Annotated in this window: 8 protein-coding genes; 4 read left to right on the top strand and 4 right to left on the bottom strand. The window is 54.2% G+C overall.

Annotated elements, in window-relative coordinates:
* Window positions 1–459: 459 nt before the first annotated feature.
* The 4 genes from ACR0J4_RS19305 to ACR0J4_RS19290 form a co-directional block, all read right to left on the bottom strand.
* The gene (locus ACR0J4_RS19305; protein WP_170549719.1) at window positions 460–990 is read right to left on the bottom strand and encodes a TetR/AcrR family transcriptional regulator; all 531 of its coding nucleotides are present in this window, start codon (window positions 988–990) and stop codon (window positions 460–462) included.
* Window positions 987–1,982: an FAD-dependent oxidoreductase gene (locus ACR0J4_RS19300; RefSeq protein WP_170643994.1), complete on the bottom strand. Its 996-nt coding sequence runs from the start codon at window positions 1,980–1,982 to the stop codon at window positions 987–989. The genes ACR0J4_RS19305 and ACR0J4_RS19300 overlap by 4 nt, the downstream gene beginning before the upstream one ends.
* Window positions 1,979–2,650, bottom strand: a complete 672-nt coding sequence (locus ACR0J4_RS19295; RefSeq protein ID WP_170644005.1) for a cupin domain-containing protein — start codon at window positions 2,648–2,650, stop codon at window positions 1,979–1,981. The genes ACR0J4_RS19300 and ACR0J4_RS19295 overlap by 4 nt, the downstream gene beginning before the upstream one ends.
* 694 nt (window positions 2,651–3,344) lie before the next feature.
* A complete protein-coding gene (locus ACR0J4_RS19290) occupies window positions 3,345–4,754 on the bottom strand; it encodes a CocE/NonD family hydrolase (RefSeq protein WP_170643993.1) in 1,410 nt (469 codons plus the stop codon).
* A gap of 644 nt (window positions 4,755–5,398) precedes the next feature.
* Between ACR0J4_RS19290 and ACR0J4_RS19285 the strand changes: the two genes are divergently transcribed.
* The 4 genes from ACR0J4_RS19285 (at window position 5,399) to ACR0J4_RS19270 (ending at window position 13,090) form a co-directional block, all read left to right on the top strand.
* Window positions 5,399–6,532 carry an efflux RND transporter periplasmic adaptor subunit gene (locus tag ACR0J4_RS19285; protein WP_170643991.1) on the top strand — a complete coding sequence of 378 codons (1,134 nt, stop codon included), beginning with the start codon at window positions 5,399–5,401 and terminating at the stop codon, window positions 6,530–6,532.
* 1 nt (window position 6,533) lies between these two features.
* Window positions 6,534–9,677 carry an efflux RND transporter permease subunit gene (locus ACR0J4_RS19280; RefSeq protein WP_170643989.1) on the top strand — a complete coding sequence of 1,048 codons (3,144 nt, stop codon included), beginning with the start codon at window positions 6,534–6,536 and terminating at the stop codon, window positions 9,675–9,677.
* Between the two features lie 165 nt (window positions 9,678–9,842).
* Window positions 9,843–11,453 carry an FAD-dependent oxidoreductase gene (locus ACR0J4_RS19275; protein WP_170643987.1) on the top strand — a complete coding sequence of 537 codons (1,611 nt, stop codon included), beginning with the start codon at window positions 9,843–9,845 and terminating at the stop codon, window positions 11,451–11,453.
* Between the two features lie 302 nt (window positions 11,454–11,755).
* Window positions 11,756–13,090 carry an adenylate/guanylate cyclase domain-containing protein gene (locus tag ACR0J4_RS19270; protein WP_170643985.1) on the top strand — a complete coding sequence of 445 codons (1,335 nt, stop codon included), beginning with the start codon at window positions 11,756–11,758 and terminating at the stop codon, window positions 13,088–13,090.
* The last annotated feature ends 635 nt before the right edge of the window (window positions 13,091–13,725 follow it).

Here is a 13,725-nt window from a genome sequence, read left to right as displayed (position 1 = left end):
CTCACCAGCGGTCAATGCACACCATTGGATATGCAGGGAACTTATCTGAATTAAAGCAAATTCGCACGATCAGTGTTTTGCATTCTAACCAGAGGACTCTAGCTTTCCGACTAAAGAGCGCATTATCGACCAAAAACTTACCTCACTACTGAGGTAAGGGAACAATTTAGACCGCTTTGTTGAGCACATTTGCTTGCGCACGGGCCTTAGCGTAGCGCAAGCTTTGACTTCCGTGGCATTCTCTTAGTCTCAGAGTCCTCTAACTACTCTGAACACTAGGTTTTCTTTGTTGAACTGCCAATGGGCGTTTAGTGCAGTTTGCTATTCAGGGCAGCGCGCAGTCGAATCGCATTCTTGGTGAGACTACGGTTCCAACAAAATCAACTATTTAGAACATTGAATTTTTGAGACTCCAGAATCCGAGATTGATATCCAAACAAATAATAAGCAGTCATTCATTTAACACGCAGTGAACGACTGCATTGAGCCCGAAGCGGACGTTGCTTTCTCGAAGATGTCAGGGTCACCCTGCACAGTCGCAAGTAGCGCTGCACCTTCCAGCGTTGCGAGCATAGTTAGTGCGTCAGAAAGCGGATCGGCGCTGTCCGGAAATGCGCTGACAAGCCGATCGACCAATGCTGCAAAGAACATTTTTGCCGCCTCCACGACCGGTTCAGGCAGGCCTCCGCTTTCAGCTGCGAGCAGTCCACAAAGGCACATTTTTCCGTCCTGGCGCAAGCTTTCCGCGAAAAGCTCGCGTAGGCGCGCGACACGCGTATGAGACGGGCATTCATCCAAAGCGTCTAGGAAACGGGACGTGTAATTTCTGGCCAGTCGAGCGACCAGATCGGTCTTGGTCGGGAAGTAATGATGTACGCCTGCGCTAGTCAGCCCTGCGTCGCGCGCAATGTCTCGGAACGAAAAGCCGTTGTAGCCGCCAGTGCGGACCCGCGCCTCGGCGGCGGCAAGGATTTTCTCTTCTGATGTCATACCATCACCCTCGACAATTCATGCCGCGCTGCATCCATGGCTTCAAGAGCTCCTTCGAGGAAACCCCCGTGCGACGGTGCGGTTTCAGTTCCTGCAAAAATCACCCTCTGAGTAGGAGTGAGTGTACTATACATAGGATGGGCGTTAAGCGGCTTTAGGTCGGCAGAGGTGGCGGTAGCCATGTCGGCGCTCCAATCTTTGACGACTACACCGCGCGGCTCGGCTGCTTTGGGGCCAAACAGGCGAACCAGTTGCGCCACCGCTTGCGCTTCGAACCCGGATTGTCGGGCCCTGCCGGGCATTGCAAAACCGAACAGAGCACCCTTGGTGCCGTCCATGGGTGACGCGTCATGGATTTCAGCCAGCGGACCTTGATGAGAGATTGCGTCACCATTCAGGCCCGCGTCGCGCCAGAATGGGGTGTCGTAAAGAGCAACGAGTTTGGCGTGCCCGGCCATCCATGTTGGAACATCCGGAACGACCACACCCATCTGTGCAGCGAGGCGCGGGGGCAACGCCAAAACAACGAAGTCGGCGCGCAATGAAAACCCGTTTCCGCTCAAGGTCACGAATTCGTCTTCTTCGATCACACGCCGAACTTCGTGACCAAGGCGCAGCGTATCATCAAGCTTTTGGGCGAGGGCGTTGGTTATCTGAGCGAGTCCGCCTGAAACGCGAAGCGCGTCACCCATGGGGGCGAAATCGAAGTCACGACGCACATTTCCCTGTGCATCCTCGAACGCCAATCGTCCATCGCTGTATTGTGGAAATGTTCGCAGCCCAAGTGTGTCTACGAGGGCCAGCATGCGATAATTGTGCGGCCAAATCCAAGCAGGGCCGAGGTCATAGCCGCTCTGTGAGAGAACGCGACCGCCTACGCGGTCGCGCGCCTCCAGCAAAAGCACGTCGCGCCCTTCAAGCTTCAGCGCATGCGCCAAAGCGAGGCCGGACAACCCTGCGCCGACGATGACAATTTCTGCGCTTGGCTTCATGTCGCGCTCTCTGCGACGTGACTAAGGTGGCCGGTCTTGATCCAGATTCGCGCCCCGTCAGCTCCAGCGGTCGCCTCGAAACTCGCCCCGACGGGTAGGCGTAACCAATCCCAGCGGGACAGGGTATCGCCGCCCTCGTTCAGGCTCCCATCAATCACAAAGACCTCAAGCCCGCCTGAGGCATGTAGAGAGCGCACTGTACCTGCATCCCAGTGTTCCATCGCTACAGTTTCACGTACATCTGTGTAAAGGGGCAACCTGGAAACACCATCTGCTGCTTCAATCCAGCTTGCCTTGCCGCTGTCGATCTGGACCTGATTGCGGTCGCTAGCGTCGAATTGGTGGAGCTTTACCAGAATTGTCGCGCCGTCCTGTGCGGCAGGTGTATGAGACGAGGTCGGTGGGTTCCGCACGTAGGAACCAGTTGGAAAATCACCGTCCTCGTCCTGAAATGTACCGTCGAGCACCAGGTATTCTTCGCCACCGTCATGCGTGTGGGCAGAGAAGGCGCTGCCAGGCGCGAAACGTACGATGGTGGTGGCACGAGCTACTTCCTCTCCAATTCGGTCAAGCATCTTCCGCTCAACTCCAGGCATCGGGGATGCGACCCAATCGTTCTCACTAAAACGTACAAGAACACGTTCATTAAAGTCGGCATTCACGCGCATGGTTTGGTCTCCTTCTATCGTCACTGTACTTGTGCAAATTGGCTCTACTTACCTACTGATAGGTAGGTTATTTCTCAATATCGCTATCGCAACAGTGATCACGCGTTCGTGATCCACTGGTTGAACCGCAGCGGCTGCCGGTCCCATCCTTCGAGTTAAGCAAGCAGCCTTGAAAGTCAGCAATGCAACCCAAACCTGACGAATGCAAATGCTGCGACCTTATGGATCAGGAAAACCGGTGGCGGTTCGTTCGACCAATCGAGATAAGTCTTGTTAAACGTCGGTAGTGGGCCCAGATCTACCACGTTAAGTTAAAGGCATACTGGACATGCATTAGGCAGGGCGCAGCCCCTGAGCAGACTTTCAAAGCCGGACCTTGCTGTTTCAGATTTGCTGACAAACCTGCCAATTGACCAATGTCTGCTTTTCGCACTCGCTCTTAGTTCGAACAACCGTTCTTTGTCTGGCAAAGGCCGGACTATAGACAAATTAGCAAAACCGAACGGTTTAATCCTCTCGATAGCTGCTTCCATCTCGGCCGAGGCGGCGTTTGTGAGCCCAGCAATTCCTCGTAAGTCGAAGTCACAGTGCTAGTGGCAACCGATACGATAAGAGTTCGACTGGACCCACGTGCATTCAGATCCAACAAAACGAAAGTGCTCAACCCGAGAATGAATTGAACAGAGAATTGTAACTAAATACGCCATTGCCGCGTTGCGAAGGGCTGATTGTTCCATGTCGCATTCAACTCAGCATCCGCCGTGGTGCGGTCGCCTGTGGTTCTGGCAGTCAATGCGACCAAAACCTCGGCAGTTCCATCAGGCCGTTCGAAAACCATCCTGTGAAGTACGTTTGTCTGTTTCTCAACGCCATCTGAAGCATCCAGACTGTGCGTCATGCTTGTTTCATAGCTGAAAGCGGTTTCTGTTTGGGCGAAGGTTGTTTTCAAAAGCGGCTGATGCCATCCCATCTCAATCCTGTCTCCGGTGGTCTGTGTCCAGCGAGACAAAGGGTCAGGCGCATAGGTGGAATGCCGCTTCTGCACGGGCAGCTCTTGTGCCGGGGGCAGTGGTGCGGACAAGTCTTCGGGCTCTTGGAGTAAAACAGGCAAACGCAGCGATGCATGGTATATCTGTATATCCAAGGCCGATGATTTCGCGTGAATGAGAGGCCAGAAAGATGACGACAAAGCCAGTCGCAGGCTGTGTCCCTTGCGCACGCGATAGGCGGTCGAATGAAGCCGGATGTCCGCATTGAAATCGCCAGTTTTCACCGCTGACGGGGTACGATCCAAATTCTCATCAAGTGCGAGGTTTCGAACCCCATAGCTTACACGCGCAGCGACCCCATCCGAGGCCACATCGCTAAGTCTGGCGATGATCTGCCCCGGATTGCCGCCGGTCTCGCCGCGCAGAGTCAGTGTAACCGAACCATAAATAATGACGTCTTGGGCCAAAGGCGCCGTTTCGAACACCAATGAACGATCATCGTCTGCAGTTTGATCAAGTGGCAGCCCGCCGGGGCGGCCAAAATACCCCGTGTCCCCGGCGGTTTGCCCGACGGTCGGGTCTGCGGGAACCCTCCATGGTAAAGGGCCGTCGCTGGATTTAAGCGTGGACAAGTCCCAGTCCTGCGTCTCGCTTTCCTGCGAGGCTGGCCCGCTTTGCACCCATGCCCCGGATCTTTGGGCCAAACTATCGCCCGGTGTATCGAATTCGCGCATCCAGACCCTCAAGCGCGGCCATTCCGGCGTGTCGGGCTGATCCGATTTCAACCAATGATCCCACCACTCCAGCGCCAGCTTTTGAAAGCCGATGGCAGGCCCCGGGCTCCCGTGGTCGGGATAATGATGCCCCCATGGACCAACGACCCCCCAGACCAGATCGGGGCGGACATCAACCAAAGACATGACAGAATTGGAGTAGCGATCACTCCACCCTCCGACTGACAGGATCGGAACCGAAAGGGCATCTGCCGTGTGGACTACCGAGCCGTGACGCCAATAGTCACCACGCCCCTCCTCGCGCAGCCAGTTTTCCAAGGGAAATGTCAGGGTGTCGATCCGCTCTTTCCAAATCACTTTCCAATCTCGCCCGCGCGTCATTGTCGCCGCCAAAGGATACCACTAATCCTCCAACGAAGCCGCTATACGCGCTAGCTTACGTATCGGGCATTGCACAAAAAGGCATGCTGACCGGATGCTCATGTTGTACTTCGCCCGTATCTCAGTCCTGCACGCCTTCTCTGGCGGCACAAGTTTCGGCAGTCAGCTGTTGCGGGACCAACGCATTGGGTTGGGCGGTCGTGTCCGAATGAGCCTCGAAAGCATAGACTGTGCCTCACTGAGCGCAGAATTCAAACGTTCGCATTGTTGCGCAGCTTGGGAATTGCGAGTCTCAGTATCGAATGTGCTGTTTGGGCGGCCTGCGTTTATCCAGTTCCAACAGGCGATAGCAGCGAACGGCAGCTGCGTGGCCTTGGAGGATAGATCAGCGATAGAGGCTGCATTTGCAGCGAGTTTCCGGAAAACGGGCAGCAACCGCAGCATCGAGGCTCGGGTGTGTGCGTCCGCTTTGGGCCAAACTTCTAGCTCGCTCAAAGCTAAAAAATTGATCGCAGTTCGCTGAATGTGGTCCGGAAATGGAGCAGAATGATCGCTAGCATCAAATCAACTGGATCCTTTGTGCTAGAACACTCTATAGTGTTTGATGGCAGATTTCACCTTCAGTCATCGTTAATCGCGGGGGCATGAGCATGATCAGCAGGATTTTTCCTATCGCCACTGTTTTTTTGATCGCCCTCTCGGGCGCTCTTGTGGCTCAGCAGGGTCCTCCACCCGTGACGGTGGCAAAACCGGTTGTTAAGTCCATAGTTGAAGACGACGAGTTTGTCGGTCGCTTCGGCGCCGCGGCTGACGTGGACGTCCGAGCGCGGGTTTCCGGTTTTCTGGACCAGGTGCATTTCAAGGACGGAACTCTCGTCGAACAGGGCGATTTGCTCTTTACGATCGACCAGCGTCAGTTTCGCACTGCATTGAGACAAGCCCGGGCACAGATCAGCATTGCTGAAGCAACGAGTGCCTTCACGACTGATCAGCTTGAACGTGCTGAGGCTTTGATCAGAAATGGAAACATCGCGGAGAGCGTGGTGGATCAACGTCGCGAAGCTTTTCTTGCGGCGCAAGGTGTTTTGGAACAAGCGCGCGCTGCACTGGAATTGGCCGAGCTTGATCTGGAGTACTCGGAAATCCGAGCGCCAATGTCAGGGCGTATCGATCAGGCCCGGGTTGATCCTGGAAACCTGATCATAGCCCAAGACACCCTTTTGACATCGATCGTCTCGACCGACCCGATTTATTTCTATTTCGACATAGATGAACGCTATTTTCTGGCATACGCGCGAGATGCGCGTGCCCGGGGATCCGTTCTGCAAGAAGGGGCAGACAATCTCCAAGTTCAGGTAACAGTGGCCGACCGAAGCATACCGCCTCAGAACGGAATACTGGATTTCTCGGAGAACCGCATTGATGATGAAACCGGCACGATGCGCGTACGCGCAGTTCTGCGCAATCCGGATGAGCTTTTGACACCTGGTTTGTTCGGACGCGTGAATGTTCCAGGGTCGCTTCCATATGAGGGCATTCTGATCCCGGATGAGGCGATTGCTTCCGATCAGAACCGAAGACTTGTCATGACAGTGGATGCTCAAGGCAATGTCATACCAAAGGAAATCCGACCGGGCCCCAGAATAGACGGCTATAGGGTCGTGCGTGAAGGTTTGGATGGGTCGGAAACGCTGGTCATCGAAGGTCTTGTTCGCGCCCGTCCGGGAACCGTCGTTGCTGCGGAATTGATCGAGCTGCCGTTGGTCGCAGAAAACTGATATGGGGCGTTTTTTTGTCACCCGCCCCATCTTTGCGATCGTTGTCGCGGTTGTGACAACCATCGTTGGGTTGCTCGCGTATTTCGAACTGCCCGTTGAGCAGTACCCGGAAATCGCGCCTCCATCGATTGTGGTCAGGGCGAGTTACCCCGGAGCAGACGCTGAAACAATTGCCGCCACAGTCGCAACCCCGTTGGAGCAGGAGGTCAACGGTGTTGAGGGCATGCTCTACATGTCGTCATATTCGACGGCTGACGGGTCTATGTCGCTGACGATTACGTTTGAACTGGGCACCAATCTCGACGCTGCTCAGGTTCTTGTCCAAAACCGCGTTTCCATCGCTGAACCCCGCCTTCCACAAGAGGTAAGAGCGCTCGGCGTCACGACCAACAAGTCTTCACCCGACCTCATGATGGTCATCCATATGCTCTCACCCGATGAGACTTTTGACCAACTTTATGTATCCAACTACGCCCGTTCGCGTGTCAGAGATCGCCTTGTGCGTCTTGATGGTGTCGGCGATCTGATTATTTTCGGTGAACGAGAGTTTTCGGCGCGCGTGTGGTTGGACCCGGACCGGCTTGGCTCGCTAGGATTGACGTCCGGAGATGTCGTCGCGGCGCTGCGCGAACAAAACGTTCAGGTTTCGGGCGGTTCCTTGGGATCGCCGCCCAATGCGACCGACAGCGCCTTTCAGGTGACGCTCACAACGCAAGGTCGATTGGAAGATCCACGCCAATTCGGTCGCGTTATCGTCAAATCGACTGACGACGGGCGCGTCGTACGAGTTAGGGATGTGGCGCGAGTTGAAATTGGAGCACGCTCCTACGTGACAAACTCGTACCTGAACAACAAACCAGCTGTGGCCCTTGGCATTTTTCAGCGACCGGGTTCGAACGCATTGGCATCGGCAGATGAGATTTTGGCCGTTGTCGAGGAGCTGTCACAGGATTTCCCATCCGGGCTTGAGTATCAGGTGGTCTACAACCCCACAGAGTTCATTGAAGCCTCGGTGAACGCGGTCTATCGAACTTTGTTCGAAGCCGTATTGCTGGTTGTTGTTGTGATCGTTGTTTTTCTTCAGAGCTGGCGAACGGCCATCATACCGTTGATTGCCATTCCCGTATCGCTTATCGGGACATTTGCAATGATGCTGGCGCTTGGATACTCTCTGAATTTGCTGACGCTGTTCGGGCTTATTCTGGCGATCGGGATCGTCGTGGATGATGCCATCGTTGTGGTCGAAAACGTTGAACGAAACATCAAAAACGGCATGTCTCCGAAGGATGCGTCTGCCCGCACCATGGACGAAGTCCAAAATGCAATCATCGGAACGACACTGGTTCTGATTGCTGTCTTTGTGCCAGCCGCTTTGGTTCCCGGCATTACCGGCCAATTCTACAGGCAATTTGCTGTTACGATTTCCGTCGCAACAGTTATTTCGACCATCAATTCACTTAGCCTTTCGCCAGCGATGGCCGCCGTGATCTTGAAGCCAAACTCTAGTGCACCAACACGAAATCCGCTGGCCTTTGTCACAGACCCACTTAGCAACGGGTTCAACAGGGGGTTTGACGCAATGGCGTCCGCTTATGGTCGGACCGTGCGCGCATTGTCTGGTTCAACCGGGATGCGCAGCATCGTCCTTCTGGTTTTTGCCGGATTGATGGGCGGAACATACTGGATCACGACAAAAGTACCGACCGGGTTCATCCCGGAAATGGACCAAGGGTACGCCATCGTCGTGGTGCAACTGCCAGATGGTGCAGCACTGGACCGGACCGACGATATCATCAGGCAAGCGACTGAGATAGCATTGGAAACACCCGGGGTCACAAATGCTGTGGCATTTGCGGGTTTCTCGGGGGCGACGTTTACCAATGCAAGCAATCAAGGTGTTATTTTCACCACCTTCGAGAGCTTCGAAAGCCGTCAGGAAAACGGGCTGACTGCAGGTGCTATTGTGGGCCAGCTTTTTGGCCGGATGCAGGCCCTGCGCGAAGCCTTTATCATCGCCATTGCACCTCCGGCGGTCCGCGGGGTCGGCACTGGTGGCGGTTTCAAGCTTCAGCTTCAGGAACTTGAAAGTGCAGACATGTCACGCGTGTTGCAATCTGCCTATGCAGTCATGGGCAGCGCAAGCCAGTCGGACAAGGTTCAGGGCGTGTTCACAACTTTTTCGTCCGGGTCACCGCAGCTGTACCTTGAGATCAATCGCGTTCGGGCACAAATGCTCAACGTCCCGATTGGTGAAATATTCGAAGCACTCTCGATCAACCTCGGGTCTGCCTATGTGAACGACTTTAATGCTTTCGGGCGTCTTTTTCAGGTGCGCGCGCAGGCGGACGAGCCGTTCCGTCTGAACCAGAGTGATATTCGAAGTCTGCGAGTTCGTTCCGCAACAGGAGCTTTGGTTCCGTTGGGCACCTTGGTTACCCTCCGCGAAACCGCGGGGCCTGCCTTGGTTCAGCGCTACAATCAACAGGTGTCTGTGCCGGTTCAGGGGTCGCCAGCACCCGGTGTGTCAACGGGGCAGGCATTGCTGGAGATGGAAGCACTCGCAGAAGCAGTCATGCCGCCGGGGTTGGATTTTGAATGGACCGAGCTTGCTTTGCAGGAACGAAATCAGGGCAACACGGCAGCATACATCTTTGCATTTTCAGTGCTGTTTGCCTTTCTGTTTCTCGCGGCGCTCTACGAAAGCTGGACACTTCCGATGGTCATTATTTTGATCGTTCCTCTCGCCGTCTTAGGCGCGATGCTGGGGGTGATGTTTCGAGGTATGGACAACAATATTCTGACGCAGGTTGGATTGATTGTTCTTGTGGGGCTTGCCGCAAAGAATGCCATTCTGATCGTGGAGTTCGCCAAACAAGCGCAGGAAGAACGTGGGTTGTCGGCTATTGATGCCGCTGTCGAAGCCAGCCAATTGCGCTTGCGGCCAATACTGATGACCGCATTCGCGTTTATACTCGGCGTTGTGCCCTTGATGATTGCAGTCGGCCCCGGTTCAGAGATGCGACAGGCTCTTGGTACGGCAGTATTCTTTGGCATGTCGGGCGTAACTCTGCTTGGGCTGTTTTTCACACCTGTTTTCTATGTGGCCATGCGCAAGGTTTTCCCGATGCGACAAGCCACAACGTAAGCCAATGGTGCAGTGATAGATGCCTTCGCGAGGCTCGCTGCGCAGGAAGCAGCATGCAAAACGTCGGTAGGTCTATTGCGGCGGCCCTAGTGCCAAGTGAATAGGTGAAAACCTCGAAATAGCCGCTAGGTCTTTTTATAGCGCTGAACGTCAGGAGAACTGCACATGGAGAGCCTCGCTGCCAATCTTCGCGAAATGACGCGAACGCCTTTGCACCAGAGCCATGTCGAAACCTTGAAAGCGTTAGGCACTGAAGTGAGTTTTGAGGCAGGCCAAATGATCGCTGAGGTTGGCGATCCAATGGACCAGTTTATCTACATTGTCAGCGGTCGGGTTGAGGTAATTGATCCACAAACGCGAGAGGCTTATCTACCGACGTCCCTTGGGCCAACGCAGTTTCTGGGGGAGATCGCGTTTCTCAGCGGCGGGGTCTACTCGCTGCCGATGCGTGCCAGAGAGAACACGCGTGTTATCTCTGTGCCGCGCGAAAAGATGCTGGATGCAATGTCTCGCATTCCAGAGATGTCAGACATCGTCATCACTGTCTTTTCCGCACGTCGCCGACGTCAAATCGAAGACAACGACAGCTCTCTGAAACTGATTGGCGCTGATCTGGATCGCAACATCCGTCAAATCGAAGAGTTTGCGATCCGAAACAAAATCCCATTCCAAACGATGGATCTGGGTTCTGAGACTGCATGTGAGGTCGCGCAGGCCTGTCACCTGACAGGCCATCAGCCGGCGGTTATCTTTGGCGACAGCCTGGTGGTTGACAACCCGACCCCAGCCAAGGTCGCCCGATTGCTTGGGCTCGAACAGACTTACGATTGTCGAGAGGTCATAGATGTATTGATTGTTGGAGGGGGTCCGGCCGGGGTCGCGGCTGCGGTCTACGCTGGAGCGGAAGGGCTGTCTGCGATTGTTGTAGAGGACCTCGCAGTTGGGGGGCAGGCTGGGACATCCAGCCGGATCGAGAACTACATGGGCTTTCCGACAGGCATATCGGGTGCAGACCTTGTATGGCGAGGAGAAGTCCAAGCCATGAAGTTTGGCACCCGATTTGTTCGACCAAAACGGGCTACGCAATTGCAACGTCAATCTGATGGCGTGTTTTGTGTAACGCTGGATGATGGGCAAAAGCTAAGGGCACGTTCGGTCGTAGTCGCCACGGGGGTCCAGTACCGGCGCTTGCCGTTGGATAGACTGAAGGATTTTGAGGGTTTAGGCATCTACTATGCCGCGACAGAAATGGAAGCGCGCTATTGCAAGGGCGCAGAAGTCGTCGTCGTTGGGGGCGGAAACTCCGCAGGGCAGGCGGCGATGTACCTGTCGCGATCCGCAAAACATGTCCATGTACTGGTGCGGGGAGACAGCTTGGCTGCATCGATGTCCGATTACCTGCTGTCAAGGTTAGAGGCGGATCCGGCGGTCACCATCCACTACAAGTCCCAGCTAAAGACACTCCTTGGGGACAAATCCATGTCCAAGGTCATAATTGAACGTGACGGATCAGACTGGCCACTCGACTGCAGCGCTGCATTTGTAATGGTTGGGGCTGCACCTAATACCGAATGGCTGTCGCAGAGCTGCCAGCTGGACGCACGCGGCTTCGTGGTCACGGGCAACGAGGCCAATGCCGGATCATCTTTCGCAACGTCTTGTCCCGGGATATTTGCCGTGGGCGATGTGCGAGCAGGGTCGGTCAAGCGCGTTGCCTCTGCGGTGGGCGAAGGGTCAGTTGTCATATCCCAAGCTTGGGAATACCTGCAAAACTGAATGCTTTTATCCGCGTAAGAGCTGCTTCGCTGTCGTGCCTAGGCTTGCCCAGCTACAACCAGACAGAGTTTTTCCTTTGTCGACGCGGTCTCCAGTCAGGCCTTTATTGCTAGGCTATTTTGGTCCTCAGAGAAGCTTGGGTCAAAAAGGTGTGCGCTTCATTCGCGTTTTTTTTTGCTTGTTGGTCAGGAAGGTATGAATGTCAGTCACGATACACTTTGATATTGTGCAAACTAGAAGCAGAAGCCCCTGCGACCTACGACGGCAGTGTTTGACTCAATTCCCATTCGGCGGAGCCAGATTTGACCGAAATCGACGCGCAAAAATTCGCAATGGAGGCCGAAAGAAGACTCACAAAGGCCGAGCAGCGCGGACTACGCCTGGCGATTGCCTGTCGCACCTTCATTGCCGCTGCAGCATTTTTCTGGTATTTGGGTTCAACACTGTTGTTTCCTGAGTTCAGTGCGCGCCAAGTTACAACCTTCGCATTGTTCGCGTTCACTGCAATTGGCGTCGCCCATCTCGTGTTGATTGGTACCAGCTATGACAGGGCCTGGATCAAGTATGCCGTTTACGCACTGGATTCATTGGCGATTTGTTCACTTTTTGCGTTCGTCCCCATCAGCAGGGCCGACGACGTGCCGCAGATCATCGCGTTCCGCGCTTATGGAATATACTACCTCTTTCCAATAGTCGTTTTGTCGTGCCTCAGCCTTTCCTGGCGTCTTGTGCTCTGGACTGGAGGCCTTTGCGTAGTTGGATGGTGGGCGGCATTCATTTGGGTCACGTTGCCGATGGAGCGGACACTGTCATGGGCAGATATGTCAGCGATGGCCACCCGCGAAACCTATGAGGCTGTGTTTCTTTCCATTGATTTCATCGGTCGCGGCAATCGCATCGAAGAAACCGGGATGCTGCTGTTTGCGACGTGCATTTTAGCAATTGCTGTATTCAGAAGCCGAGCGGTCTTCTTTGCGCAAGTTGAAGCTGATCTGGAGCGCGGTCGAGAACGCGTAAAAAGACAACATGTTTCGGACCTTCTTGGCAAATACCTGCCGGAAGAAATCGCGAAGAAGCTCATTGACGACAATGCTCCGCTGAGACCTCAGAAATCATTTGGTACGGTGCTCGTGATGGATATTGCTGAGTTCACAAGATTTTCCTCAAAGCATTCTCCGGATGAAGTGATCAAACGTCTGGATCTCTTTCTCACAAACGCGACTGAGGATGTTTCAGCCGAAAATGGGATTGTGATTTCCTATCTTGGCGACGGATTTCTTGTCACATTCAGCGCACCAGTCAAAGTCGAGACGCCAGCGGATGCGGCGATAAGAACTGCAGAAGCCTTGCACGCGACCGCCGCCAGGCACGGGCTTTCAATTCGGATTGGCATCGCAAGCGGAGAGCTAGTCACAGGCACGATTGGGTCCGACACCCGCCAGTCGTTCACGGTGTACGGAGATCCTGTAAATCTTGCCTCTAGGTTAGAGGCCAAATGCAAATCGCTCGGCGCGGCGATGCTTTTGGATGCCGCAACCAATGATGCTCTATCGGGGATTGATCGGCTAGTGAGCTTTGGTTCGGTTGAGATCGACGGTCTGGCCGAACCTATCGCCGTATTTGGTACTGACAAGTAGTATGTAAAGCTGTTTGGCTGTTTGCTCCGTGCGTCACCTTTTCGGTTACCGCAATCGAAAGCGCGCTCAATATGCAGAACAAGAAATTCTGTCAAATACATCCGCATAGCGGTCGAATAAAATTGAACTATGGCACAACTACGGAAGTTAATTGCAAGCGGACATTCGAATTATATTTGTCAACGGCGACAAAGTCCCTCTTTACCGACCTCGGGCACGCGTCAATCTCGTAGGCACTGCCAAGGGCGGGTTCAATGAAGCTGCATTGCGAAATGAACCGAAGCGCTGAATGGCTGGTATGGGCCGTGCGCTAGGAGAGAGTGTTCTGTCCGATCGGCCACGTCCTAGCAAGACACACAGCGCCTGTTTCCAGGTTGCAAAGAGGCTCAATTGCTTTCTGTTTGACGCAGGCTTGAAGCGCTTGAACCGCTGAAACGCTCAAAAAGCGCAAAAAACACAGGGTGTTGAATTTAATAGGGGACGAGTCTCAACATTTAAGTCCCATTATTTTAGTGCTCCGACAATAGTGTCGGATCGCCTAATTTGTGAGACTGCGGTTGAATCAAAATCCGTTACTTAAGGCTTTGAATTTTTGAGACTCTAGATTTCACTATTTTCTGGCCGAGCGATCGAGA

The sequence above is a fragment of the Ruegeria sp. B10 genome (assembly GCF_056539825.1).
Note: the sequence above shows the minus strand (reverse complement) of the source record. Positions and strands in the feature narration are given on the sequence as shown.